Annotated in this window: 18 protein-coding genes and 4 pseudogenes; 13 read left to right on the top strand and 9 right to left on the bottom strand. The window is 40.2% G+C overall.

Going from position 1 to position 26,449, the window contains the following annotated elements; genetic code table 11:
- The first annotated feature begins 17 nt into the window (after positions 1 to 17).
- Entirely contained in the window at positions 18 to 4,427 is a 4,410-nt protein-coding gene (locus NYR89_RS03690; RefSeq protein WP_279446636.1) for a YopT-type cysteine protease domain-containing protein, read from the top strand.
- A gap of 157 nt (positions 4,428 to 4,584) precedes the next feature.
- On the opposite strand, the pseudogene asnS reads toward NYR89_RS03690, so the two are convergent.
- Positions 4,585 to 5,990 (bottom strand): annotated as a pseudogene (gene asnS / locus NYR89_RS03685) (asparagine--tRNA ligase).
- Positions 5,991 to 6,206: 216 nt separating this feature from the next.
- On the opposite strand from asnS, the gene NYR89_RS03680 reads away from it, so the two are divergent.
- From NYR89_RS03680 to NYR89_RS03665, 4 genes are all read left to right on the top strand, one after another.
- Positions 6,207 to 7,613, top strand: coding sequence for a chloride channel protein (locus NYR89_RS03680; protein WP_279446388.1), 1,407 nt, complete (start codon positions 6,207 to 6,209; stop codon positions 7,611 to 7,613).
- A 234-nt stretch (positions 7,614 to 7,847) separates the two neighbouring features.
- A complete protein-coding gene (gene sbcB, locus NYR89_RS03675) occupies positions 7,848 to 9,395 on the top strand; it encodes an exodeoxyribonuclease I (RefSeq protein WP_279446387.1) in 1,548 nt (515 codons plus the stop codon).
- 16 nt (positions 9,396 to 9,411) lie between these two features.
- Positions 9,412 to 10,002: a DNA glycosylase gene (locus NYR89_RS03670; RefSeq protein ID WP_279446386.1), complete on the top strand. Its 591-nt coding sequence runs from the start codon at positions 9,412 to 9,414 to the stop codon at positions 10,000 to 10,002.
- A 3-nt stretch (positions 10,003 to 10,005) separates the two neighbouring features.
- Positions 10,006 to 10,824, top strand: a complete 819-nt coding sequence (locus tag NYR89_RS03665; protein ID WP_279446385.1) for a PHP domain-containing protein — start codon at positions 10,006 to 10,008, stop codon at positions 10,822 to 10,824.
- Positions 10,825 to 10,863: 39 nt separating this feature from the next.
- On the opposite strand, the gene NYR89_RS03660 is transcribed toward NYR89_RS03665, so the two are convergent.
- The 3 genes and pseudogenes from NYR89_RS03660 to efeO form a co-directional block, all read right to left on the bottom strand.
- The gene (locus NYR89_RS03660; RefSeq protein ID WP_279446384.1) at positions 10,864 to 11,481 is read right to left on the bottom strand and encodes a Fe2+/Pb2+ permease; all 618 of its coding nucleotides are present in this window, start codon (positions 11,479 to 11,481) and stop codon (positions 10,864 to 10,866) included.
- Between the two features lie 12 nt (positions 11,482 to 11,493).
- A pseudogene (gene efeB / locus NYR89_RS03655) lies at positions 11,494 to 12,686 on the bottom strand (iron uptake transporter deferrochelatase/peroxidase subunit).
- A 14-nt stretch (positions 12,687 to 12,700) separates the two neighbouring features.
- The gene (gene efeO / locus NYR89_RS03650; RefSeq protein WP_279446383.1) at positions 12,701 to 13,513 is read right to left on the bottom strand and encodes an iron uptake system protein EfeO; all 813 of its coding nucleotides are present in this window, start codon (positions 13,511 to 13,513) and stop codon (positions 12,701 to 12,703) included.
- A 176-nt stretch (positions 13,514 to 13,689) separates the two neighbouring features.
- Between efeO and uvrB the strand changes: the two are divergent.
- From uvrB to pepP, 5 genes and pseudogenes are all read left to right on the top strand, one after another.
- Positions 13,690 to 15,712: pseudogene (gene uvrB, locus NYR89_RS03645) on the top strand (excinuclease ABC subunit UvrB).
- 133 nt (positions 15,713 to 15,845) lie between these two features.
- Positions 15,846 to 16,106: an antitoxin gene (locus NYR89_RS03640; protein ID WP_005604117.1), complete on the top strand. Its 261-nt coding sequence runs from the start codon at positions 15,846 to 15,848 to the stop codon at positions 16,104 to 16,106.
- On the top strand, positions 16,107 to 16,496 hold the full coding sequence (locus tag NYR89_RS03635) for a type II toxin-antitoxin system VapC family toxin (RefSeq protein WP_279446381.1): 390 nt from the start codon (positions 16,107 to 16,109) through the stop codon (positions 16,494 to 16,496).
- A gap of 136 nt (positions 16,497 to 16,632) precedes the next feature.
- A pseudogene (locus NYR89_RS03630) lies at positions 16,633 to 17,857 on the top strand (ATP-binding protein).
- A gap of 208 nt (positions 17,858 to 18,065) precedes the next feature.
- A complete protein-coding gene (pepP, locus tag NYR89_RS03625) occupies positions 18,066 to 19,352 on the top strand; it encodes a Xaa-Pro aminopeptidase (protein WP_279446380.1) in 1,287 nt (428 codons plus the stop codon).
- Positions 19,353 to 19,530: 178 nt separating this feature from the next.
- Here pepP and NYR89_RS03620 read toward each other — a convergent pair whose 3' ends face one another.
- The 4 genes from NYR89_RS03620 to purE form a co-directional block, all read right to left on the bottom strand.
- Positions 19,531 to 20,727: an amino acid aminotransferase gene (locus NYR89_RS03620; RefSeq protein ID WP_279446378.1), complete on the bottom strand. Its 1,197-nt coding sequence runs from the start codon at positions 20,725 to 20,727 to the stop codon at positions 19,531 to 19,533.
- A 130-nt stretch (positions 20,728 to 20,857) separates the two neighbouring features.
- Positions 20,858 to 21,946, bottom strand: coding sequence for a 5-(carboxyamino)imidazole ribonucleotide synthase (purK, locus tag NYR89_RS03615; protein WP_279446377.1), 1,089 nt, complete (start codon positions 21,944 to 21,946; stop codon positions 20,858 to 20,860).
- A 110-nt stretch (positions 21,947 to 22,056) separates the two neighbouring features.
- A complete protein-coding gene (locus tag NYR89_RS03610; RefSeq protein WP_279446376.1) occupies positions 22,057 to 23,022 on the bottom strand; it encodes an asparaginase in 966 nt (321 codons plus the stop codon).
- Positions 23,023 to 23,032: 10 nt separating this feature from the next.
- Entirely contained in the window at positions 23,033 to 23,527 is a 495-nt protein-coding gene (purE, locus tag NYR89_RS03605; RefSeq protein ID WP_279446375.1) for a 5-(carboxyamino)imidazole ribonucleotide mutase, read from the bottom strand.
- Between the two features lie 222 nt (positions 23,528 to 23,749).
- On the opposite strand from purE, the gene sspA reads away from it, so the two are divergent.
- Together sspA and NYR89_RS03595 are read left to right on the top strand one after the other, a co-directional pair.
- The gene (sspA, locus tag NYR89_RS03600) at positions 23,750 to 24,394 is read left to right on the top strand and encodes a stringent starvation protein SspA (RefSeq protein WP_279446374.1); all 645 of its coding nucleotides are present in this window, start codon (positions 23,750 to 23,752) and stop codon (positions 24,392 to 24,394) included.
- Complete coding sequence (locus NYR89_RS03595) at positions 24,394 to 24,810, top strand: ClpXP protease specificity-enhancing factor (protein WP_279446373.1); 417 nt, start codon at positions 24,394 to 24,396, stop codon at positions 24,808 to 24,810. The genes sspA and NYR89_RS03595 overlap by 1 nt, the downstream gene beginning before the upstream one ends.
- An 84-nt stretch (positions 24,811 to 24,894) precedes the next feature.
- On the opposite strand, the gene NYR89_RS03590 is transcribed toward NYR89_RS03595, so the two are convergent.
- Positions 24,895 to 25,662, bottom strand: coding sequence for an FNR family transcription factor (locus tag NYR89_RS03590; RefSeq protein WP_279446372.1), 768 nt, complete (start codon positions 25,660 to 25,662; stop codon positions 24,895 to 24,897).
- Between the two features lie 261 nt (positions 25,663 to 25,923).
- On the opposite strand from NYR89_RS03590, the gene NYR89_RS03585 reads away from it, so the two are divergent.
- Positions 25,924 to 26,349: a universal stress protein gene (locus NYR89_RS03585; RefSeq protein ID WP_279446371.1), complete on the top strand. Its 426-nt coding sequence runs from the start codon at positions 25,924 to 25,926 to the stop codon at positions 26,347 to 26,349.
- Positions 26,350 to 26,449: the final 100 nt, after the last annotated feature.

The following is a 26,449-nucleotide window of genomic DNA, read 5'->3' as shown; positions in this document are numbered from 1 at the left end:
ATCTTGTTACCGGCGATCTGGTTGGTGGTTCAGCGAAGCAAAAAGTTGAATTTGGCTTAGATGTAAAAGAGTCTACACAAACATCTGAAACTAGAACAACCTTAGGCGGTAAAACAAATCTCGTTGCGAGAGAGGGAGATATTGAACTCAATAATGTTGAAACAACAGAAGATAGCCAACTTTCTCTAAAAGCTAAAGAGAACGTAAATGTAAATTCAGGCGTAACAGATACTTCTGAAACTGCAATTTCTGTTACAGCTAAAGGTACTCGAGGTGTTTCAGCTGGTTGTGGTGTAATGGCTCAAGGCTGTACGGTTGGGGTATCCGGTGGTATATCTGGTGGTTTTTCTATTGCTGAAACCGAATCTCAAAAGCATCAAAACAGCTTATTAAAAGGTAAAAGTTTGAGTGTAGCAACAGGCAAAGACTTTAACCTTTCAAGCTCGAATATTGATGTTGATAAGTTGCATCTAAATGTACAAGGCAAAACAAATGTTGAGTCTAAACAGGATACTTATTCTCGTAAAGAAAAAGGCATTAATTATAGTGCTTCCGCCGGTGTTGGCGTATCTACTTCATTAACAGTTAAACCTAATGGTAGTGTTGGCTTAGGTATTACGGTAGAAAATGAAGAGAGTAAAACAGTTAACAAACAAGCGGGTATTTCTGCCAATAAAATTACAGGGGAAATTAATGATCTGAACCTTACCGGGGCGTATATTGAAAATAAAGGAAATACGGAAGAGTTTACTGTTAAAGGAAAAGTAAGCTCAAAAGAGCTAAAAGACTCTCACCATAAAGATGGTGGCAGTTTCGGTGGTGCATTTGGTATTAGTGAAACCGGTATAGCCCAACTTAATCTAAATGGTGGACGAGCAGAACAACGTCATTATGATGCGGTACAACATTCAACTTTATCAGGTATCAAAACCGATACAGTTGAAGGTAAAGTAAAAAATGATCGCTCGCAAGCAAAAGAGGTTATCCGTGATGATACTTATGCAAGCACTCAGTTTAATTTTGAAGTGATGGATATTGTCGAATCAGGTAACAGATTGAAAGATAAAATCAAAAATAAATTTGATAACCGATCTAGTGCAGATATTCCATCGAGTAATTCGGTTCCAAAACTTTCAACACCAACAGATGAGGTAGTGTATGCAGACGTATCTACGGTACAGAAAGCTACACAATCGGCGACCAAATCAACTGATAGTGACTATGCGGAAATTGCTCCTCGTAGTGTGCAACCGTCAGTTAAAGCGGATAGCGATTATGAAGATATTTCTGCTTTTGTGACAACTGCACCGAAAGTGAAAACGGAACAAGCTAATGACGGTGTAGAACCGATTTATGCGAAAGTGGATAAATCCCCGGATGCGATAGCGAAGGCGAATTCTAAAGGCGATGAAGCGGCGAAGAAATTAGGTGATCCGAGAATAAAACCGATTGTTCAAGAAGAGCCGGCTCCGGAATTACCACCTCGTAATGTTGTATCCAGAACAAAACGTTCAACACCAACAGATGAAGTGGTGTATGCAGATGTATCTACGGTACAGAAAGGTACACAATCAGTAGCAAAATCGGCTGATAGTGACTATGCGGAAATTGCTCCTCGTAGTGTGCAACCGTCAGTTAAAGCAGATAGTGATTATGAGGATATTTCTGCCTTTGTGCCAACTGCACCGAAAGCGAAAATGGAACGAGCTAATGACAGTGTAGAACCGATTTATACGAAAGTGGATAAGTCTCCGGATGCGATGGCTAGAGCGAATGAGCGAAGTGATAAAGCCGCAGAGAAATTAGGTGACCCAAGAATAAAGCCGGTTGTTCAGGAAGATCCGGCTCCGGAATTACCACTTCGTAATGTTGTATCCAGAAAAAAACGTTCAACACCAACAGATGAAGTGGTGTATGCAGACATATCTACGGTACAGAAAAGCACACAATCAGTAGCAAAATCGGCAGATAATGATTATGCGGAAATTGCTCCTCGTAGTGTACAACCGTCAGTTAAAGCGGATAGCGATTATGAAGATATTTCTGCTTTTGTGACAACCGCACCGAAAGTGAAAACGGAACCAGAGAATGACGGCGTAGAACCGATTTATGCGAAAGTAGATAAATCCCCGGATGCGATGGCTAAAGCGAATGAGCGAAGTGATAAAGCCGCAGAGAAACTAGGCGATCCGAGAATAAAACCGATTGTTCAGGAAGAACCGGCTCCGGAATTACCACCTCGTAACTATTTAATAGGAGATAATGCCAACAATAACAATAACAATAACAATAACAATCGCATTGTATCTGATATTGCCGTACAGAATAGTGTAAATACTGCGAGTCAAACTGAGAAACCGTCATTTTTCCAAAAAATGAAACATATTTTGATTGGCAATAAAGCGACAAAAGAGAAAAAAGTAGAAAAACCGATACAGAAAGTGGAGGCTGATTTAACTAAACCTAACTATGACGGTTTGGAAGATAATCTAAATCTCAAAGGGTTATTAGCTTTAGAACATAAACGTAATGAGGACTTCGATACCAAAGTATTAAAAAACGAGAATTTCTTAAATGAAGCGAGAGAAGCGACTAAAAAGTCAATTCCTGATGCGGTTGTAAAACAAATGACTAACTCGCCTGATTTTGATGTTATTTTAACCGATGGGGCAAAGAAAGTTGAAAAACGTATCAATGACACGTTAACTTTCCGACCAAAAGTTGAAGAGTTTACAGAAATTCAGAGCCTAGTTAAGCAGTTACCAAAAGGTAAGGTTATAGAAGATATTTCTGAACAAACCAGTCGTATCACGGATGCTTTAGCTGAAACCTCTAAAACAATCCAAGGTAATCCGAAGTTAAAAGATGATATTGGTGAAGCTATCGGAGAATTCTTAAAGAATAGCCAAAATAAAGAACTTACGGTTGAAATGATTGAGAAACTCAATCATGGCTTACGTCCTGATGAGGGAGAAAATAGAACGCTGTATAAAAAAGAATCTTTAACGAAAGAGAATGCCGTATTCTCAAGTCCGGAAGCCGCCAAGCTCCAACTGGCCGAAACAGTCGGTTTTATTAATCGAGCTAAACAGGATAATATTGAGCCGAGTGTCTTAGCTGGTTTAGTCTATCAACGTTTAATTGCGTATCATCCATTTGCTGAGGGTAATGGCAGAATGGCTCGAGTGATTGTGAATAAATTGTTGTTAGATGCAGGATATCCTGCATTTACTAAATTTAATGAAAAATTTGAAACGCAAATTATTCCGCAAACAACGCCAGAGTCTAAAACCGCAAGCAGTAGTGAGGTGGTAACAGAGTTCTTAAAAGAACTGAGCCGAAAAACATTGCCGACTAAATCTTATTTAGAATCGGAAACGAGTAAACCGTTGGATGAAACTAGTAAACACAAAGTGACACAAAGTGATTCTGCTGAGATTCCTACGTTTAGCAAAACGAGCTTGGAGTATACAGAGAATACGCAAGTAGAACCAATTTATGCCAAGATTGATAAATCTGCTGAAGCAAAGGCAAAAGCGGAAGAACGATCAGATAAAGCGGCTCAAAAATTAGGTGACCCGAGAATAAAACCGATTGTGCAAGAAGAGGTTGCTCCGGAATTACCACCTCGCCCAAATGAGAATCGAGCAACGCCGGTAAGTGATCGAGTGAATAAACGGGAATTAGTTGAACAACCTCGTTCATTACTCAACAAAGTAAAAGATACGTTTCAGCCTCTAAAAGTCGGACATAAGATTAAAGAGGTACGTGATTCTGCAAAAGAATTTGGTGGAGAAGTAAGTTTTACTTTTGCTCAATCGAAGGGAAAAGTATATAAGGAAATTATCAAACATATGGAAACCCAAAATGGGGTATGTGAATCGACTTGTGCCCATTGGATTGCTAAAAAAGTACAAGAAGATCAATCGCTATGGAACGATCTTTATGATTCTGGAAAGGAGAAAAAACTCAATAAAGAAACATTAGATTCTATTAAAAAGTTACAAACCGAATTTATTAATGCAGGCACTGCAACACAACAATTTAAATTGACTGAAGAATGGCTTGCAGAAAAAGGTGTTGTAGCTAAACAGAAAAAAGTGGGCGAGTTTAGTCGTAAAGATGAAGTGTCTGGTTCAGTATCCGGTCAAAATATTGAGACTTTAGTTAAAGCTATCATTGATACGGGAAGTGACACAACCGGTATTAAGAAAATATCGATTAATTTAAAAGGAGGTTCTCATACGGTATCAGTTGCTGTTAATGGAGATAAAGTTGTATTCTTTGATCCTAATTTTGGAGAAATGACTTTCCCTAATAAAGACCAGTTTGCTAAATGGATGGAAAAAGCCTTTTGGCAAAAAAGTGGTTATGCTGGAACAGGTAACGAAAAGCAGTTTTTTAATGTCGTGAATTACAACTTATAAGTTAATCACTATTTTTAAAAAAATATATGAATCAAAGGGTTAATTCTGAGTTTTTGGAATTAACCTTTTGTATTTTATTTGGTTTAATAGGTGTAATAGACAAAATAAAAAGGCTCTATAAAGTCATTATAGAGCCTTACATCAAATTTTGATTCTTTTAGAAATTCGCATTACGTGGAGCACGTGGGAATGGAATCACTTCACGAATGTTTTGTAAGCCAGTTACATAAACAATTAAACGTTCAAAACCTAAACCGAAGCCAGAGTGTGGCACTGTACCGTATTTACGTAAATCGCGATACCACCAATAATCTTCCGGATTTAAGCCCATTTCAACCATACGAGCGTCTAATACATCTAAACGTTCTTCACGTTGTGAACCACCGATAATCTCACCGATTCCCGGCGCTAATACGTCCATTGCCGCCACAGTTTTACCATCATCGTTTAAACGCATATAGAATGCTTTAATGTCTTTCGGATAGTTTTTCACAACTACCGGTGATTTGAAATATTCTTCCGCTAAGAAACGTTCGTGTTCAGAAGAAAGATCGATACCCCAAGAAACAGGGAACTCAAATTCTTTACCTGATTTTAATAAGATTTCAATCGCATCGGTATAATCAACTTGCGCAAATGGCGAAGCGATAAAGTTTTCTAAGCGAGTAATAACATCTTTATCAATGTGTTTTGCGAAGAATTGCATATCGTCTTTACGCTCTTCAAGCACTGCTTTAAACACATATTTCAGCATATCTTCCGCTAATTTTGCATTGTCCGCTAAGGTTGCGAATGCAAATTCAGGTTCAACCATCCAGAATTCCGCTAAGTGGCGAGTAGTATTTGAGTTTTCTGCACGGAATGTTGGGCCGAACGTATAAACTTTGCTTAATGCACAAGCGTAAGTTTCACCGTTTAACTGACCTGATACGGTTAAGAAAGACTCTTTACCGAAGAAGTCTTGGCTGAAATCAACTTTGCCTTCATCAGTACGCGGTAAGTTTTCTAAATCTAATGTTGAAACACGGAACATTTCGCCCGCACCTTCTGTATCCGATGCTGTAATAAGCGGAGTTGCAACCCAGTAGAAACCTTGTTCGTTAAAGAAACGATGAATCGCTTGTGCTAAGCAGTGGCGAACACGAGCTACCGCACCGATTAAGTTAGTACGAGGACGTAAGTGAGCCACTTCACGTAAATATTCGATTGAGTGGCGTTTTGTCGCCATCGGATAAGTATCTGGATCTTCAACCCAACCCACTACTTCTACGTGAGTAGCGTGTAATTCAACCGCTTGACCTTCTGCTGGAGATTCAACCACTTTACCGGTTACGATAACGGAACAGCCCGCGGTTAGACGTAAAACTTCATCGTTATAATTTGCTAAATCGTTATTAATGATCGCTTGGATCGGATCAAAACAAGAACCGTCATAAACGGCTAAAAATGATAAACCTGCTTTTGAATCGCGGCATGAGTACGTACCCAGCCACGTACCGCAACTTCTTCGCCTACCGCAATTTTACCGGATAGGATCTCCGAAACTGTTGGAAATTTAGACATTGAATACCTCAATCTTTATTGTGAGTTTTTATAGAAAATGATCGTTCGGTATTTTACAAGAATAAGTAAGGAAATAAAGGAAATTGTCGATTTTTTTGGATATTTACGTTGGATTATAATATTTGTTTTGACTTGAGGAAAAAATGAAGGGAAAAAATATTGCAAATCCTTAATGAATCTTTATCCTTAACAAAAATTTTTTATATATCTTGAGCTATGTTTACTTACCCTAATTCCCTCTCTGTAAAATTACGCCGTTTTTTGCATAGAAAAATTCATCAAACGCGTAAAATATCTCGAAAAAGTGTTGAATTTACGTGTTTGTTTATTGGTGCGACTTTAGTCGCTTTCTTTTCTCTAGGTTTTGCTAAGTTAGCCGAGTTTGGTTTGCATTTAAATGCTCAATGGACTGCCGCATATCCGTTAGCGGTTTGGATTGTGATGCCGTTTGGTATGGCTTTTCTTGCTTGGTTTACTGCAAAGTTTACGCCTTATGTAGCAGGAAGTGGTATCCCCCAAGTGATTGCTTCTATGAGTTTACCGCATGGTGAAATAAAAAGTAAGTTGGTGACATTTGGGCAAACATTATGGAAAATTCCGCTGACTTTCTTAGCGATGGTGTGCGGTGCATCAGTTGGACGTGAAGGTCCCTCTGTACAAGTCGGTGCGGCGGTAATGTTGGCATGGGGTAATTTTTGCCATAAACATGGGTATGCTTTTAAAGGTTTAAGTGCAAACGAGCTCATGGCGACTGGTGCTGGCGGTGGGCTGGCGGCGACCTTTAACGCACCGCTTGCCGGTGTGATTTTTGCTATTGAGGAATTAGGACGAGGCGTATTATTACGTTGGGGCAGACGAGTTGTTCTTGGTGTTTTAGCCTCAGGGTTTATTTTAATTGCGATTGAAGGAAATAATCCTTATTTTCCCCAGTATCAAGGCGCATCTTCTGTCCCTAAAATGATCTTATGGGTTGCGTTGTGCGGTGTTATCTGTGGCGTATTAGGCGGTATATTTGCCCGTTTATTAGCAAAAGGCGTTGCTGGTGTTTCTCCACCTAAAATTCGAGGTTGGATTCGTCGTCATCCTATTTATATCGCATTTATCTTAGGCATTGTGCTAGCCGGATTAGGACATTATACGCAAGGTCAAACCTACGGAACAGGCTATGATATTGTGGCAAGGGCATTAGAAGGGGAAGAAATAACACCGCAAGCGGTCGGAATTGCAAAACTTTTTGCAACAGTAACAACTTATTGGACTGGTATTGCCGGCGGTATATTTACCCCATCACTCACTATCGGAGCAGGCATTGGGAGCGAGATATGGTTTTTTAGCGGTGGTTTAGTCGATCAAAGGTTATTGGTATTGTTATGTATGGCGGCTTTTCTTGCCGGTGCAACGCAATCACCTGTGAGTGCAAGTGTTGTAGTAATGGAAATGACGGGCGACCAACCGGTTCTTTTTTGGGTACTGATTGCAAGTTTAATTTCATCCATTGTTTCTCGTTATTTTTGTCCAAAACCGTTTTACCATCTTGCCGCAGGGCGTTTTAGACATAGAGTACAAGAAGATGAGAAGCGTGAGAAAACGTTATTAAAACAAGGGAATATAAATAAAAACTAAAAAAATTAAAAATATTCTGAACTTTTTCAAAATGGCTGAGTCTGAGATAACGCTAACTGACAGAATTCAAGTAGTTTTTTTCATTTCCTTAGGTAAGACCTCCCCCGGCATCGTATTGATTTTGATGCCGGGTTTTTTTATGCCTGTAATTCCCTTAATTTGTAAAATTTCCTACAAATGTAACCGCTTAGCTATGTTACAATGTAGCTAATTTTCCTAAATTTGAAGCGATCAATGAATAAAAATCTTACTTTTTTCTTTTATGATTATGAAAGTTTCGGTGTGAGTCCGGCGTTAGATCGTCCGGCGCAATTTGCTGGTATTCGTACTGATAGTGATTTTAACATCATCGGTGATCCGGTGATGTTTTATTGTAAGCAAACACCGGATTATTTACCCTCGCCCGAAGCGGTGATGGTAACCGGGATTACTCCGCAACAATGTAACAATGAGGGTGTTCCAGAACCGGAATTTGCTGTGCGTATTCACGCTGAATTTAGCCAACCTAACACTTGCATTTTAGGCTATAACAATATTCGTTATGACGATGAAATGACCCGTTATACTTTTTTCCGTAATTTCTTTGACCCGTATGAATATAGCTGGAAAAACGGCAATTCGCGCTGGGATCTATTGGATCTTGTTCGAGCTTGTTACGCCCTGCGCCCGGACGGAATAAAATGGGTAACAGATGAAAACGGTGTACCAAATTTCAAATTAGAGAATTTGACCAAAGTAAACGGCATTGCCCACGAAAATGCACACGATGCAATGGCGGACGTTTATGCCACGATTGCGATGGCAAAATTGATTAAGCAAAAACAGCCGAAACTTTTCCAATTTTTCTTTGAAAATCGTGGTAAGAAAGAAATTGAGAAAATGATTGATACCGGTGAAATGACCCCATTAGTACATGTTTCCGGTATGTTCGGTAATGCACGAGGTAATGCCGCATGGATCGCACCGATTGCATGGCATCCGACCAATCAAAATCAAGTGTTATGCTGTGATCTCTCGGGTGATGTTAGTGCCTTACTGACGGATTCAGCGGAAGAATTACGTACCCGTCTATACACTAAAAAAGAAGAATTGGCGGAAAATGTTGCACCCGTGCCATTAAAAGGCGTACATATCAACCGCTGTCCGATTATTGCGCCGGCAAAAGTGTTGTTGCCTGAAAATGCGGCTCGCTTAGGCATTGATCGTGAGCGTTGCTTGGAAAATCTCAAATTACTGAAAGCGAATAAAAGTTTAGTGCGTGAAAAAGTGACCGAAATTTTTATGGAAGAACGGAGTTTTGAGCCTTCTGCGAATGTGGAAACCACGCTATATGACGGTTTCTTCTCACCGGCGGATAAAAATAATATGGCGATTTTACGCACATTACCGCCGCAAGAATTGGCACATCACGGCTTACAGTTTGCCGATGAACGAGTAGAAGCTTTGTTATTCCATTATCGAGCTAGACATTATCCTGAAACATTGAGCCGAGCCGAGCAAATCAAATGGCAGAAATATTGTCATCAGCAGATAGATGCCAAATCGGCACAATTTGCCGAAGCGATTGATAACTTATTCCAAATTCATCACGATAATCCAGAAAAGGTAAAATTATTGGAAGATTTGACTGCTTATCTTGCTCAAATTGCTGAATTTCAAATGGTTAAACATACCGGTAATGCACAGAGTGATGAACAACTGGTTTCAGCCTTAAATCAAGTGGCGGAACAAGGTGTGGACAAAGCGGCAAAATTAGCAATGCTCAAAGCACTGATCAAATAAGTTGGAGAGAACGGCTATGCAACAACCTTTAGAACATCACCCGTTTCAACCGGTTTTACCAGAATCTGCTACTGTAGTGATGATGGGGACTTTTCCGCCAACAGGCGAAAAACGCTGTATGGAATTTCATTACCCAAATTTTCAAAATGATATGTGGCGTATTATGGGAGCGGTTTTCTATGATGATACCGACTATTTCCGTGTTGGTGATGAGAAACGTTTTGACCCTCAAAAAATCGAAGCGTTTTTACGAGAAAAGGGCATTGCGTTGTGTTCCTCGGCACAAACGGCAATTCGCTTAAAAGGCAATGCATCGGATAAGGATTTAAAAATCGTTGATCCGGTAGATATGCCTCAATTATTAACAACCTTACCCCATGTAAAATGGATTTTTACCACCGGTGGTTTGGCAACAGATACGTTACTCGGTTTATTAAATGAAAAAATAAAAGCACCGAAAACGAATGAATGGATTCCCTATCCATACTGTGCTGATAGGGAACTTTTTCTTTACCGTTTGCCTTCTACTTCTCGGGCTTATCCATTGAGTTTAGCCAAGAAAATCGAAGCATATCGACAATTTTTTATTCAAGCAGGATTACTTTAACGCATGAAATATGATTTACATTCACACAGTACCGCATCGGACGGTATGCTTAGCCCGGCCGAACTGGTTCAGCGTGCGTTAGAGCAACAAATCGAAATGCTTGCCTTAACCGATCACGATACCGTGGCAGGGATTCAAGAAGCGAAGCAAGCGGCACAGGGCCAGCCGATTCGCTTGATTGCCGGCGTAGAGATTTCTATCGTTTGGGAAGGTAAAAGTATCCATCTTGCCGCATTAAATGTCGATGATACGCATCCTGCATTGGTTGCATTGTTAGATAAGCAGGCGTTATTACGTGAGCAAAGAGCGGTCGAAATCGGCGAGAAACTTGCAAAGGCCGGTATTCCAAATGCTTACGAAGGGGCAAAAGCGTTAGCAAGCGGAGAAGTTACCCGTGCACATTACGGCCGTTTTTTACACGAAAACGGTCATGTGCGAAATATCGAACACGCTTTTAAAAGATATCTCGGTGGCGGTAAGCTGGCTTACGTTAAGCCAATGTGGTGCAGTTTAGAAGAAGCGATTGAAGTCACCCATCAAGCCGGCGGTGTGATTTGTATTGCTCATCCGTTGCGTTATAAATTAACCGGACGTTGGATTCGCCGCTTAATCGCTGACTTTAAATTAGCCGGCGGTGACGGTATTGAAGTTGCTGGTCGCGGGCAAACACCGGATCAACGCCAACTGATCGCTCGTTGGGCAAAAGAGTTTGATTTATATGCTTCGGTCGGTTCGGATTTCCATTACCCGACCGGTTGGATTGAGCTTGGCAGAGGTCTAACACTGCCGGCAGATTGCAAACCGATTTGGGATTTGTTTTAAGGGAAAAGGGCGTGTTAAACGCCCTTTGCTTTATCTGAATTATTGCACTTTAAATTGGCTAAACTCAGCCATTACTTTGCCTAATTCAGCTACTCGCCGTTCAATCTTAGCCATATCCGGTTTTTCAGCGGTAATCGCAATCCGCATTAATCCGAGTGAACGTTCAAATTTACCATAGTGAGTTAAACTCATCTCACGTATCGGTTTTTCATATTTTGCCCAATTCTTACCGAAATGGCTTGCCGCCATTCTAATCTGCTTAATCTTTTGGGTTTGTACCGCAAGTCGCAAATTTTGATAAAGCGGGACCATTTGTTTAACGAAAGTTTGCTGTTTAGCCGCATAGTCCACCGGGTTTTGTGCTTTTTCAAAACGATATAGATGCTTAGCAACATTTTCCAAGTTGTCTACATCCGTAGTTTTAATCGCTTGGTTTAAAGCGTTCGCTACGTTTTTGCTCACTTCCGAATCTACTTGAAACTGATTAAATGCTTGCTGTAAAGCGGTCAAATTTTGCTGAGATTTTGTAATTTTACCTTTTTTAAGTTCTGCCATTGCTTCAGAAAGCTGTACGAATAACGGGCTAACGTCTACTTTCGCTAATGTGATTGAACTAGCAAAGAGCAGAGGAATGATGATTAATTTTTTAAATGTCATTTACTATTTTCCTTAGAGTAAATCAAACAAGGCTTTGCCAAGATAGTCGTTTTCATCTTTTACACCGGCAAAGCAGGCAAATAAGCCGCTACCGATATGGGTAATATATTCGTTCATTTTGTCGATATTACCCAAAGCGTTTTGTACTTTGATAAATTGCTCGGGGCTTTGTTGGAACGAAATAAACAGTAAGCCCGAGTCAAATTGCCCTTTATCATCAATACCGCTGGCGTAAGAGAATGAACGTCTGAGCATTTTTACCCCCGTTTTATGGGCAAGGTGCGTATGTGAAATTTCCGGTATGATAGGATTACCTTTATCGTCTTTTTTCGCCAGATCGAATTTTTCAAATTCGTGTTTATAGCCGAGAGCGCGCCAGAATCGCGATAACGGCCGAAGGTTTCTTCCTGTGATTTTAAATGCGTGCGATCCCAGGTTTCTAAGAACATTTTGATACGCCGAACCGCTAAATAAGAGCCGCCTTTTAGCCAACCGTTTTGTACCCAGACTACATTATCCTGATCTTTTAAACTCTCGGTATTTGCCGTACCGTCTTTAAATGCAAATAAGTTACGCGGCGTTTCATTATTTAAAAACGAGTTAAAGCCCATCTGCGACCATTTCATTTTGACTTCACCACGAGCCGCACGCACTAAATTACGCACCGCATGGAATGCAACTTGAGGATCATCGGCACAGGCTTGAATACATATATCGCCACCACTAAATTCGGCTTGCAATTGATCACGAGGAAAGTGCGGTAAATCTTGTAATTCAGTCGGCTTATGTTTTTCAATACCTAACTTTTTAAAGAAAGCGGCACTTATGCCGAAAGTGAGTGTGAGATGTAGCGGATCTAAGCTATCCGCTTCACCGGTATCCGCAGGCGGAACATAGGCATTATTGCTATAGGGGCTTACATTTTTACCTTGTGTCAAATTACGGCTATAACTTGTCCAAGTTTGAAAAATCGCTTTCACTTTTGCAATATCGGTCGTATCTAAATCTAAGACAAGGAAATAGATATGTTTTTGTGCAGGGGTGACGATACCGGCTTGATGTTGACCGTAAAAAGGATATTGATTCTGTGCGTGTGAGCTAAGTTGTCGTGATTCTAAAGCAAAAGTAGGAGCGGACGACAATAAGCCAGCTCCTACCAATGCGGTATTTTTTAGAAAATCACGGCGAGAATGTGTGTCTGCCATAATTTATTCCTACCTTATTTCTCTAATAGCACGCCTAATTGGGCTAATGGTTCGCCCAGTTGGTTTACCGCTTCGGCTAGTGCTTTCACATCCGCTTTTGACAGCGTGTTATAAGCTACGTAATCATAACCGTTTTTCGCTTTATTGTGTTTTGCCAGTAAAGTATTAACCGCGACAAAGCGAGCAGAAATTTCCGCCGAAAGTTTCGCATCTGTTTTGTCTAATTGCGGTTTAAAGATTTCATAGATTTTTTCTGCCCCTTCAATGTTGGCTTTAAAATCGTAAAGGTCGGTTTTAGAGAAAATTTCCTCTTCGCCGGTTACTTTAGTAGTGGACACCTCATTTAATAAATCGACTGCACCGGTGATCATTAATTCAGGCGTAACTTCCGCCGTCGGAATTTTCGCACGTAATTCTTTAACGTCTTTCAGTAACTGTTCCGCAATAGCTTTTGTACCTTTGGTCGTATTTTTTTCCCATAAGACTTTTTCGATTTTATGGAAACCTGACCAATCTTTTTCCGTTTTACCTTCTTCGGTTAAATCAGCAAGACGCGCATCAATGCGAGGATCTAAATCACCAAAACTTTCGGCAATCGGTTCTGAACGTTCAAAATACATTCGTGCAAGCGGGTAAATTTGCTTTGCTTTTTGCACATCGCTCTGGTTTAAATAATCAACAAACTTTTCCGTATCCGTCACTAATTGATCAATCTGTTCAACCACAAATTGCTTATATGCTTCGGTTTCTTTCGTTAAATCTAAAGCAAAAGATTGGGTCGTGAGTAGTAAACCCGAAAGCAAAGTCGCTAATTTTGTTAACTGCATAAAAATGTCCTTTTAGCTAAATATAGTGTTGCAACTATATTCTTATTAATAATCATTATCAAATTAATGCTGGTAATTTTGTGATCTAATTCACATTTTTATTTGCAAATTTTCTTAAAAAATTCACCGCTTGCTTATGTTAAAATAACGATAAATTTTCTCGGATAGGATGTTATATGAGCAAGCAAGGCAAACCTTTTATTTTACACAGCCCATTTAAACCCTCTGGCGATCAGCCATCAGCGATTGCTAAATTGACCGAAGGGTTAAATGACGGATTGGCGCATCAAACGTTACTTGGGGTAACCGGTTCGGGTAAAACCTTTACCATTGCGAATGTGATCGCTCAACTCAATCGCCCTGCGATGTTGCTTGCGCCGAATAAAACGCTTGCCGCCCAGCTGTATGCGGAGATGAAAGCCTTCTTCCCTGAAAATGCAGTGGAATACTTCGTGTCTTACTATGATTATTACCAACCGGAAGCCTATGTGCCGAGTAGCGATACCTTTATCGAAAAAGACGCGTCGATTAACGAACAAATCGAACAAATGCGACTCTCGGCAACCAAATCATTCCTTGAACGTCGAGACACCATTGTAGTTGCTTCTGTTTCTGCGATTTATGGTTTGGGGGATGTGGACGCTTATATGCAAATGATGTTGCATTTGCAAGTGGGAGCGATTATCGATCAACGAGAGATCCTCGCTCGTCTTGCCGAATTGCAATATACCCGTAACGATCAAGCATTCCAGCGTTCGACTTTCCGTGTGCGTGGCGAAGTGATTGATATTTTCCCGGCTGAATCGGATGAAATTGCGTTACGTGTCGAATTATTTGACGATGAAATCGAAAGTCTCTCGTTATTTGATCCGCTTACCGGACATAGTTTGGGCAAAGTACCTCGCTATACCATTTATCCGAAAACCCACTACGTTACCCCTCGTGAACGCATTTTGAATGCGATTGAAGAAATCAAACAAGAGTTGGTAGAACGCCGTGAGTATTTCATCAAGGAAAATAAATTGCTGGAAGAACAACGCATTACCCAGCGTACGCAATTCGATATTGAAATGATGAATGAGCTGGGCTATTGCTCGGGTATTGAAAACTATTCACGCTATCTGTCAGGCAGAAAAGAGGGTGAACCGCCTCCGACTTTGTTCGATTATATGCCGGCGGACGGTTTGCTGATTATTGATGAAAGCCACGTTACCGTACCGCAAATCGGCGGTATGTATCGAGGCGACCGAGCAAGAAAAAGAAACGCTGGTGCAATACGGATTCCGCTTGCCGTCTGCACTAGATAACCGCCCATTACGCTTTGAAGAATTTGAACGTCTTGCGCCGCAGACGATTTATGTATCGGCAACACCGGGTAACTACGAGCTAGAAAAATCGAATGGCGATGTAGTGGATCAGGTGGTTCGTCCAACGGGATTATTAGACCCGATCATCGAAGTTCGTCCGGTTGCGACGCAGGTTGATGATGTACTGTCCGAAATTCACAAACGAGTGGCGGTAGATGAACGTGTACTAATTACTACGCTAACCAAAAAAATGGCGGAAGATTTAACCGATTACCTTGATGAACACGGCGTGCGTGTGCGTTATTTGCATAGCGATATTGATACGGTCGAGCGGGTGGAAATTATCCACGACTTGCGAATGGGAATGTTCGATGTGTTGGTGGGAATCAACTTGTTGCGTGAGGGCTTGGATATGCCAGAGGTGTCGCTCGTGGCAATTTTAGATGCAGATAAAGAGGGTTTTCTACGTTCCGAGCGTTCATTAATTCAGACTATCGGACGTGCCGCTCGTAATCTTAACGGCAAAGCGATTCTCTACGGCGACCGCATTACCAACTCAATGCAAAAAGCGATCACTGAAACCGAACGCCGCCGAGAAAAACAACAAAAATACAATGAAGAGCACGGTATTACCCCGCAAGCGCTCAACAAAAAAGTAGGCGAATTGCTCGACATCGGACAAACCGACAAGCCGAAACGTGGCAAACAAGCGGTCAAAATTGAAGAAAAATCTACAAATTCCTACAAACCAAAATCCCGCAAAGAGCTGGAAAAAGAATTCAAACAGCTAGAACAACAAATGCGAGATTTTGCCAAAGATCTCGAGTTTGAAAAAGCCAGCGCGGTAAGGGATAAAATTGGGCAGTTAAAGGCGGTGTTGTTGGAGATTTAGTAAACATCGGTTAAATTTCTTGAAAACTTTGCAAATTGTAAAAAATCAAGCGAATTTGACCGCTTGCTTTGACATTGGTATCGTATAGTCATATATTAAAGCATATGCCAAGTCTCATCAAAGGAGTAATAAAATGGAAAAGGTCGCACGTTTATTTAGAAACGGACGTAATCAAGCCGTACGATTACCGGTTGAATTTGAGTTTAATGCGAAGCAAGTTTATGTGTTTAAAGAAGCAAACGGCGATATTACGCTTTCGACACGTTCTCGCAATCAGCAAAATTGGCAGAAAGTCTTTGAGTTATTACCAATGCTTGAATGTGATGAACAGTTTTTATCGGAACAAGAACGCAAGCAAGAAATGGCAACTCGAGATCCGTTCGAGGGATTTTAAATGTATATGCTAGATACTAATACGGTGAGTTATTTCTTTAGGCAAGAGCCTACTGTGGTTAAGAAACTACAACAACTTAATCCGGAATTGATTTGTATTTCATCGGTCACGGTCGCAGAGTTGTTTTATGGCGTAAAAAAACGTAATAATCAGAAACTTACTGCATTTTTAAATACTTTTTTATCTGCGATTACGGTGATGGATTGGGATTATCAAGTGGCGGAAGTTTATGGTCAGTCGCGAGCAGAGATGGAACGAGAAGGCAAAATCATGGGCGTTCAAGATCAAATGATTGGAGCTCATGCCCTAGCAACAGAATGTGTTCTTGTTTCTAGTGATAAAGCCTTTCAACTTATCCCTAATCTCGTATTAGAAAATTGGTGGAAGTAATTTCTGCCTTAGCTCAGCACCCAAAAAATTAGTTTAATTTACGATTGCATCTTAAATTAAACTAATTTTTTCTTTACTTGTATCATATTTTTTAGTTTAATTTACGACATTATCTTGAATTAAACTGAATTTTCCTATGAATTTATATACTCGCCAAATGAAGCCGTTGATTGAGGCTTTAATCAAACAATTTCCTGCGGTTTTGGTAACAGGGCCAAGACAAGTGGGGAAATCCACGTCGCTACAGTATATTAGTGAAGATTATCACTATGTGACCTTTGATGATCCGATGGTGCTGTCAATGGCAAAAAACGATCCTAGCCTGTTTATGCTTAACTATTCGGGTAAGCTGATTTTGGATGAAGTGCAATATGCACCGGAGTTATTTTCCAGTTTGAAATTAGCGATTGATAAGCAAAAAATGTCAGGATTGTATTTGCTTTCAGGTTTGCAAGCCTTTCACTTAATGCAAAATGTAACGGAAAGCCTAGCTGGACGAGTGGCGGTGTTGAAATTACAAGGTTTCTCGTTGCGAGAAATTCAACAGCTCGATTTTTCGTTACCTTTTATTCCTAACCAAGATTACCTTTCCGCCCGAGAAAAAGTCTGCTCAATCGGTTGAAAATATTTGGAAAATTATTCATCAAGGCTATATGCCTCGTTTGTATGAGCAGGAAACGAACTGGGACATTTACTATGCCTCCTACGTTTCCACCTATATTGAACGAGATGTTCGCTCGCTTACGAATGTGAGTAGTATCACGGATTTCACTCGTTTTATGGTAGCGATTGCCGCTCGTAGTGGCGAGTTGCTAAATTACAGCAATGTGGCACAAGAAGTGGGCGTGTCGGTTGATACCATCAAGCGTTGGACGGCGATTTTGGAAACATCGGGCATTATTTATTTGCTCAAGCCGTACAGCAATAATCATCTAAAACGAGCGATTAAAACCCCAAAAGTATATATGTTGGATACGGGCTTAATGGCGTGGCTAACCAAATGGCTCACGCCCGAAACTATTTCAAAAGGGGCTAAAAGCGGTCAATTCTTTGAAACTTTTGTCGTGAGCGAAATCATTAAATCGTTCTACAACAAAGGGATAGAGCCGCCGATTTATTTTTATCGGGATACTAACCAAAAAGAAATCGATTTACTGATTGAATATGACCGCACTTTATACCCGGTGGAAATCAAAACATCGGCAAGTCCAGATAAAAAAATGGTTAAAGCCTTTGGGATTTTGAAAGACAATTTGCCTGAATCAGAAATTAAAATTGGCACAGGTGTAATTATTAACCAATATCCACAACGCTTGTGGTTGGCAGAAGATTTAGTTGCTTTGCCTGTTTGGTATATTTAAGTTTACAGTTTCCCCTTTTTCTGATTTAGATTTGGGTGGATTGTGCTAGAAAATGTTGTAGCACATTACACTCTCGCCCCTTGCGGGAGAGAGACAGCTTGCTGAAGCGTGTAGCGAAACAAGCAGAGAGAGGGGAATTTATCCTTCAAAGTCAGTTTAATTTACGATGTTATGTTAGAATAAATAAACATTTGAAGAGGAGAATAGTATGGATCTTGCCTATTTAGCTGAATTGCCGAGAGAAGAATTTGTTGAGCGTAGAAATCGTGTGTTTGAGCAAATGCAAGATAATTCTGCGTTGGTGGTGTTTACTGAAACCGAGAAACGCCGTAATAGTGATTGCGATTATTTATTCCGTCCGGATAGTTATTTCTGGTATTTGACCGGTTTTGCCGAGCCGAAATCGGCGTTGTTGCTGATTAAAAAAGACGGCAAAAATGAGAGCGTGATTTTTGTGCGTAAAAAAGATCCGCTAATGGAAACGTGGAACGGTCGCCGTTTGGGGATTGAAGAAGCCCCTGAAACCTTGAACGTGGATTTGGCGTTTGATATTGAGGATATTTCTCGTGTTTTTGCAGAAAAAACGCAAAATTTGACCGCTTGTTACTATGCCAAAGGTTTACAGGAATGGGGCGATAGCGTGGTGGCGGAGCAGTTTGCTGACGTGATTGACTGGCGACCGATGTTGTCAGAAATGCGTTTGATTAAATCGACAGCGGAAATCGCTTTAATTCAGCAAGCCTGTCATATTTCGGGTTTGGCACATATTCGTGCGATGAAACAAACTCGTCCAAATCGTTATGAATTGGAAATTGAGGGCGAAATTCAGCACGAATTTACTCGCTTTGGGGCGAGATTTCCTGCCTATAATTCGATTGTAGCAAGCGGTGAAAATGCCTGCATTTTGCACTACAATGAAAATGATCAGGTATTAAAAGACGGCGATTTATTGCTGATTGATGCTGGGGCAGAGTTTGCTCACTATGCCGGTGATATTACCCGTACTTTCCCGATTAACGGTAAGTTTTCCGAACCTCAGCGAGAGATTTATCAGCTCGTGTTGGACGCAATGAAAGAAGCGGCTAAATGGCTTGTTCCGCAAAGTTCGATCAAAATTGCCAATGAAAAAGCAGTACAAGTGCTAACCGAAGGTTTGGTTCGCTTAGGTATTTTAAAAGGTGAAGTGGAGCAGTTAATTGCTGAGAAAGCCTATCGTCAATTTTATATGCACGGTTTGGGGCATTGGTTGGGGCTAGATGTTCACGATGTGGGTAATTATGGTACGGAAAAAGATCGTCCGCTTGAAATCGGTATGGTGCTAACCCTTGAGCCGGGTTTATACATTTCAAGTGATGCGGATGTGCCGGAGCAATACAAAGGCATTGGTGTGCGTATTGAGGATAATTTATTGATTACCGAATATGGTAATAAAAATCTGACAAGCAGTTGCCCGAAAGAAATTGCTGATATTGAAGCAATTATGAATGTTCAGTAGATAGGAAAAGTAAATAACCACAGAACGCACGGAATACACAGAAATTTTTCGTATGACGTGAGAACTGTGGTTTTTTATTACCTAAAAGCTATACATAAAAATAACCACGAACTATATAGCGTTCACAGAATAAATTTTCCGTGTATTCAGTGTAGTCCGTGGTTTTACAAAATAGTGATTAAAGCACTTTTACAATCGCTTCGCAAAGGGCATCAATGTTTTGGTCGGTGATACCTGCAACATTGATACGACCTGAACGCACAGCATAGATAGCGAAATCTTCACGTAAGCGATCCACTTGCTCTGGGGTTAAACCGCTAAATGAGAACATACCATTTTGTTGTGCAATGAAATCGAAATCTTGTTTTGCGCCTTTCTCTTTTAATAATTGCACCATACGATTACGCATATCTTTAATGCGATCACGCATTTCATCTAATTCAGCTACCCATTCTGCACGTAACGCTTCATCACCTAATACACGAGCAACTGTGCTTGCACCGTGTGATGCCGGGTTAGAGTAAAGCACACGAATAATCGATTTAATTTGCGTGAATGCTTTATTAGCTACTTCGGCATTTTCTGCCACTAATGTGAATGCACCAACACGTTCATTATATAAACCGAAGTTTTTTGAATATGAGCTTGCGATTAATAATTCTTTGTGGTTTTTCACAAACGCACGTAAGCCATATGCGTCTTGGTCTAAACCGTTACCAAAGCCTTGGTAAGCGAAGTCAAATAACGGTAACCAGCCTTTTTCCGCAGAAAGTTTCGCTAATGCGTCCCATTGTTCAGGGGTTGGATCGATACCAGTCGGGTTATGACAGCAACCGTGTAATAACACCACATCGCCGGCTTCCGCTTGGCTTAAATCGGCAAGTAAATTATCCCAGTCTAAACCGTGCGTATCTTTATTGTAATAACGATAGCCTTTCACATTTAAACCAACCGCTTCGGCAATCGCATTATGATTTGGCCAAGTTGGATTGGAAATCCAAATATTTTTTGCAGAAGTTTGGCGTTTGATAAATTCCGCCGCAATACGTAATGCCCCCGTACCGCCTAAACTTTGTGCGGTTTTTGCACGACCTGACGCGATAATTTCCGCTCCTTTACCAAATAAAAGTTCTTGTGTATAAGCATTAAATGCTTGTACACCGTCAATCGTGAGGTAGTTTTTATTCGTTTCTTGTTCTAACAATAACGCTTCGGCTTTTTTAACCGCTTTTACGATAGGCGTTTTACCTTCCGCATTCATATAAACACCGATACCAAGATTGATTTTCCCCTCACGTTGTTCCGCTTTAAACGCTTCACCTAGACCTAAGATTGGATCTGCCGGAGCGACCTGAATATGGTTGAACATTGACATATGGTTCCTCTATAAAGTTGTGTTTGAAATTAGAAATATTTATACAGTCCATTAGCTATTTTAGCAATAGAAAAGCGGTCTGTTTTTCAAAATTTTTTACAAATTTCAGAAGGAAACAGACCGCTTGTACTTATTTGAGTTTATTAATTGCCCAATCTAACCCCGAATGGAAATCATCAGTTAAATGCGGACGAAGCTGTTCGAGTAATTGAATCAACTGAGCTTGTTCTGGATGACATAAATTAATATGTCCGACTTTACGTCCGGCACGAACCTCTTTGCCGTACCAATGTAATTGTGAGAACGGCACTTCCAGCCACGCATTATTGTGTTCGATACCAATCAGATTGACCATCACGCTAGGGGCAATTTGTTTGAGTTGCGGTGTCGGCAAGTCAAGCAATGCACGTAAATGCAATTCAAACTGGCTGATTGAGCGACCTAATTGCGTCCAGTGTCCGCTGTTATGTACACGCGGAGCGAGTTCATTAATTAATAATTTCTCGCCTACCACAAAACATTCCATTGCCATTACGCCAATATAGTCTAAGTCTTGCATAATCGTGCCAAGCATTTGTTCCGCTTGAACTTGGTAAGTTTGCTGATTCGGTAAATTCACATCACAAACGGAGTAACGTAAGATACCGTTTTGTTGCAAGTTATGACTAATCGGATAGAAACGGGTAGAGCCGTCACGGAAACGGGCGCCGACAATTGATATTTCGCCATCAAACGGAATAAATTTTTCTGCAATCACTTCACCGAAAAGATCCGGCGTGATTTGGTCAATGCTGTCTTGCGTCACAATCCATTGACCTCTGCCGTCATAGCCGCCGGTACGGCGTTTTACCACTACTTTTTCACCGACATTGCTGAATACGCTTTGCCATTGCTCGGCAGATTCCAATAATTGCCATGGCGAAGTGGAAAGCTGAAGTTTGTCTAACAGTGATTTTTGGGTGAAACGATCCGCCGTTGTGCCGAATACGTTTAAATTGACAAAATTTTTATGATTGCCGAGTAATTGTGTGAGTGGCGTTTCTGCCCAACGCTCGATTTCTGCGGTAATGATACTGTTTTGTTCAAGATCGAAAACCGGAGCATCAAACGCAAGCGGTTTTACTTCAATATCAAGTGGTGCGCCGGCATAGCGTAACATTCTGCCGAGCTGACCGTTGCCAAGCACATAAATTGGAGGATAAATAGCACTTTTTTGCATTTTTTATGATTCCGTTTGCGGAAAGTTTGAGGCTCCGATTGGCAATTTTGGGGTAAATTTGACCGCTTGTACGGTTCGGAAACCTCAAACTTTCTTTGTTTTATCAAGGATTAAAAATATTCGGCGAGCGGTTTACGCAAGTTTTGGTTTAATAAGACTAACAATTTGATACGTGCTTTTTGACCGCTTAAACCGGTAGTGAAAATGACGTTTTGTTGTTTAAGCTGTTTACCGCCGCCTAAATAGTCGTACACATCTTGAGTGACACCGTTAAACGCACGTGAAACTAATACAACAGGAATATCAGCACGTAATAACGCATCTAAACCGGCTAAACAGCTTGGCGGCAAATTACCTGCGCCGAGCGCTTCAATCACGACACCGTCACAACCGTGGTGAGCTAATTGCTCGAGTAAGAAGCTGTCCATACCAGCATAGGCTTTCACCAGTTGTACATTCGTACGAGTAATTGCTTGTATCGGGAAGCGTTCATATTCGGTTAACTGTTGGAAATATAGCACACGGTTTTTCGCAATTAATCCGCAAGGACCGAATGTTGGGGTTTGGAAGGTCGCTACATTAGTGGTATGCGTTTTAGTCACAAATTTAGCATTATGAATCTCATCATTCATGACCACTAATACGCCTTTGCCTTGGCTTTCCGGACAAAGAGCAACCAAAATCGCACTTTGTAAGTTGATTAAGCCGTCCGAACCTAATTCGTTGCTTGAACGCATGGCACCGGTAATCGCAACCGGCACATTTACATTAAGCGATAAATCAAGAAAATAGGCAGTTTCTTCTAATGTATCCGTACCGTGGGTAATTACGATACCATCATAGTGTTCTTCATTGACCGCTTTTTCAATACGTGTTTTTAATAGTAACCAGTGCTGTAAAGTAATATGTGGTGAAGGCACATTCAGTACAGATTCTTGACTGAGTTGAGCAGGGTGGTTTAAACGTTCTAACGCGGCAAGTAGCGGATTTTTCTCAGAAGGCGAAACCTTACCGTCTTCGCCTTCACTCATGGAAATCGTACCGCCTGTATGTAGGATTAAAAGTTTCTTTGTCATGAAAAATAGATTAATTACGTGGATCTGGATTATCTAATACCGATTGCGTTTGTTCATTGCGGAATGCGTGTAATTTTTTCGCTAATTCAGGATTAAACGCGACTAAAATTTGTGCGACTAACAAACCAGCATTCGTCGCACCGGCAGGGCCAATCGCAAGTGTACCAACCGGAATGCCTTTTGGCATTTGAACGATAGAGTATAAACTATCTACGCCACTTAGCATTGAACTTTTTACCGGCACGCCTAACACTGGCACAATCGTTTTTGCCGCAATCATACCCGGTAAATGTGCCGCACCGCCTGCACCTGCAATAATCACTTTATAACCGTTTTGTTTAGCACTTTCTGCAAACGAGAAAAGTTTGTCCGGCGTACGGTGTGCTGAAACCACTTCAACGTGATAAGCAAGATTAAATTGATCTAAGATTTGTGTGGCTTCGGACATCGTTGCCCAGTCGCTTTTTGAACCCATAACAATCGCAATTTCAGGTTTTTGTGACATAGTTGTTCCTTTAAGAATGAATGGAGGAAATATTCGAAGTATAACACGATAGGCAAACGATTGCCTATGAAATTCTGTTCCACAGAAACTCATCTAAACAAAGTGAATAATTATCGGTAAAGCCACATTTATAGCTATCAACCGTATCAGGAAATATGTTATGATACACGACCATTTTTTCAAATTTATGTATTTGCAATCAGAATCGGAGACAGAATATATATGACGAGCAGTGCGAATAAACGTTCAGTAATGACCCTTTTTTCAGATAAAAATGATATTTATAGCCATCAAGCACGTATTGTGTTGGCAGAAAAGGGCGTTCCTTATGAAATCGAAAATATTAGCCCTGATACGATTTCTGAAGATTTAATGGAAGTCAATCCGTATGGTAATGTACCTACATTGGTGGATCGTGAGCTAGTGTTATTCAATTCCCGTATCATTATGGAGTATTTAGATGAGCGTTTCCCTCATCCGCCGTTAATGCCAGTATATCCAGTGCTACGTGGCAAATGTCGTTTAACCATGCACCGCATTGAGCAGGATTGGTACTCGTTGATTGATATTGTCAACAAAGATCCTGAGTCCAAAGAAGCAAAAAAAGCTTTACTTCAATTACGTGATGAAATGTTAGCACTCGGTCCGGTATTTGCGGCAACGCCTTATTTTATGAGTGAAGAATTTAGTCTAGTCGATTGCTATGTTGCTCCGCTATTATGGAAAATGCACAGTTTAGGTGTTGAATTTACCGGAGCCGGCGACAAAGCAATTAAAACATATATGACTCGCGTTTTCCAACGTGATAGTTTTGTTCAATCAATCGGTGGTGTTGCACCAAAACATTTAATGGATGAAAAAGACTAATGAAGCCATTACGACCATATCTATATCACGCTTACTATAATTGGATTATTGATAATGACAATACACCGTATTTATTGGTAAATGCCGAGTATCCTGATGTTGATGTGCCAGTTGAGTATGTGCGTGATGGTAAGATTATTTTAAACATTGCACCTCGCTCAATCGGACAATATGTGGTAAATGATGACTATATTAGTTTTAGTGCAAGATTCCAAGGGATGTTAAGGAATCTTTATATTCCTTTTGGTGCAACAGAAGCGATTTATGCACAAGAAACCGGTGATGGGGTAATGTTTCAAGATGAAGCGTATTATAGTGAACAGGCTTACCTTGAAAGAAGCGAATCGATTCAAACAGTTGAAGAGAAACCTAAGACGACAAAGAAAAAAGCTGGCCACTTAAAACTGGTTAAGTAAGCGGTCAAATTTTCAGAATAATTTACTGAATTGAGAATACGAAAAAGCCACAATCAATTAAATTGTGGCTTTTGTTTGAATAGACTATGCTGTTTGAACAACTGGAATTTGTGAACGAGTTACACCAGCCATATCAGTTAATTCATCCATACGATTGATAGTAATATATTTACCTTGTACCGTAATCATTCCGCTTTTTTGGAAACGACCTAATAAACGACTGATTGTTTCAATCGTTAAGCCTAAATAGTTACCGATATCGCCACGAGTCATGGTTAAACGAAACTCACGAGCTGAGAAACCACGTTCTGCATAACGTTGTGATAAATTATGTAAAAAAGCGACCAGTTTTTCTTCTGCACTCATTTTGGAGAGTAACAGAATCATTTCTTGATCACTTTTAATTTCATTGCTCATCAAACGCATAATTTGATGACGAATTTTAGGCATTTTACCTGCAAGATCATCAAGAATATCAAATGGAATTTCGCATATCATTGAGGTTTCAAGTGCTTGAGCAAAACCCACGTGTTTCATATTAGTAATGGCGTCAAAGCCAACTAAGTCGCCTGGTAAGTGGAAAGCTGTAATCTGTTCTTCACCACTTTCACTAATCGTATAACTTTTAATTGTACCTGAACGAATCGCATAGATAGAACGGAGTTCATCACCAGATTGGAAAATAATTTGCGATTTTTGAACCGGTTTTTTACGTTCGATAATATTATCCAGCTGAGTTAATTCATGTTCACTTAAAGTAAAAGGCAAACAAAGTTGACTAATACTGCAATTTTGACAATGGATAGTACAAGCTGTACGTCCTGTTTGTTTCACGTCCGATACAATTTTCATAAGAACTACCGTCTTTTAATAGGTAAAATTTGATTTCACGCAAATTTTAACATCATTTTTTGAGAGAATAAAGACGAGAATCTATTTATTTAACCTTAAAAAGTTATTTTCAATCGGCAACTCATATGCTCCAAATTAAATAAAACTTCAACCGTTAAAATATTTTTTCAAAAATGAGATCTAGCTCAAACTTTAATTGGAAAGAATATGCTAGTATTTATAACAAGGATAACAGTTAGACAGACAAATAAGGAGTCTATTATGTACAAACATATTTTAGTTGCGGTTGATCTCTCTGAAGAAAGCCTCGTTTTACTTCGTAAAGGTGCAGAATTAGCGGAAAAATGCGGTGCAAAACTTTCTCTTATCCACGTAGATGTGAATTTTTCTGATCTTTATACCGGCTTAATTGATATCAATATGTCTTCCGTACAAGATAGCGTCATTGAAGAAACAACCAAAGCATTGGATGAATTATCTGCTAAAGTGAATTATCCGGTGTCAGAACGTCTAAATGGTACAGGTGATTTTAGCCAAGTATTAGAAGAAGCGGTAGATAAACATAAAATTGATTTACTCATTACCGGTCATCATCAAGATTTCTGGAGTAAATTTATGTCATCAACCAGACAGGTGATGAATAATGTTACAGTTGATATGTTAGTTGTTCCACTTGCTGATGAATAAGTTGTAAAAGACATATTTTTACATCCATAAAATTTGGACTTCTCAATAACCGCTTGAAGGTTGTATAAACTTTCAAGCGGTTATTTTTTAATAAATTATA

It is taken from the genome of Actinobacillus arthritidis (assembly GCF_029774155.1).
In the GTDB taxonomy this organism is placed as follows: Bacteria; Pseudomonadota; Gammaproteobacteria; order Enterobacterales; family Pasteurellaceae; genus Actinobacillus; species Actinobacillus arthritidis.
Note: the sequence above shows the minus strand (reverse complement) of the source record. Positions and strands in the feature narration are given on the sequence as shown.

Excerpts from the sequence above, each read along its gene's own strand:
- NYR89_RS03680 (WP_279446388.1), top strand. The coding sequence starts at position 6,207 with ATGTTTACTTACCCTAATTCCCTCTCTGTAAAATTACGCCGTTTTTTG.
- sbcB (WP_279446387.1), top strand. The coding sequence starts at position 7,848 with ATGAATAAAAATCTTACTTTTTTCTTTTATGATTATGAAAGTTTCGGT.
- NYR89_RS03670 (WP_279446386.1), top strand. The coding sequence starts at position 9,412 with ATGCAACAACCTTTAGAACATCACCCGTTTCAACCGGTTTTACCAGAA.
- NYR89_RS03665 (WP_279446385.1), top strand. The coding sequence starts at position 10,006 with ATGAAATATGATTTACATTCACACAGTACCGCATCGGACGGTATGCTT.
- NYR89_RS03660 (WP_279446384.1), bottom strand. The coding sequence starts at position 11,481 with ATGACATTTAAAAAATTAATCATCATTCCTCTGCTCTTTGCTAGTTCA.
- efeO (WP_279446383.1), bottom strand. The coding sequence starts at position 13,513 with ATGCAGTTAACAAAATTAGCGACTTTGCTTTCGGGTTTACTACTCACG.
- NYR89_RS03640 (WP_005604117.1), top strand. The coding sequence starts at position 15,846 with ATGGAAAAGGTCGCACGTTTATTTAGAAACGGACGTAATCAAGCCGTA.
- NYR89_RS03635 (WP_279446381.1), top strand. The coding sequence starts at position 16,107 with ATGTATATGCTAGATACTAATACGGTGAGTTATTTCTTTAGGCAAGAG.
- pepP (WP_279446380.1), top strand. The coding sequence starts at position 18,066 with ATGGATCTTGCCTATTTAGCTGAATTGCCGAGAGAAGAATTTGTTGAG.
- NYR89_RS03620 (WP_279446378.1), bottom strand. The coding sequence starts at position 20,727 with ATGTCAATGTTCAACCATATTCAGGTCGCTCCGGCAGATCCAATCTTA.
- purK (WP_279446377.1), bottom strand. The coding sequence starts at position 21,946 with ATGCAAAAAAGTGCTATTTATCCTCCAATTTATGTGCTTGGCAACGGT.
- NYR89_RS03610 (WP_279446376.1), bottom strand. The coding sequence starts at position 23,022 with ATGACAAAGAAACTTTTAATCCTACATACAGGCGGTACGATTTCCATG.
- purE (WP_279446375.1), bottom strand. The coding sequence starts at position 23,527 with ATGTCACAAAAACCTGAAATTGCGATTGTTATGGGTTCAAAAAGCGAC.
- sspA (WP_279446374.1), top strand. The coding sequence starts at position 23,750 with ATGACGAGCAGTGCGAATAAACGTTCAGTAATGACCCTTTTTTCAGAT.
- NYR89_RS03595 (WP_279446373.1), top strand. The coding sequence starts at position 24,394 with ATGAAGCCATTACGACCATATCTATATCACGCTTACTATAATTGGATT.
- NYR89_RS03590 (WP_279446372.1), bottom strand. The coding sequence starts at position 25,662 with ATGAAAATTGTATCGGACGTGAAACAAACAGGACGTACAGCTTGTACT.
- NYR89_RS03585 (WP_279446371.1), top strand. The coding sequence starts at position 25,924 with ATGTACAAACATATTTTAGTTGCGGTTGATCTCTCTGAAGAAAGCCTC.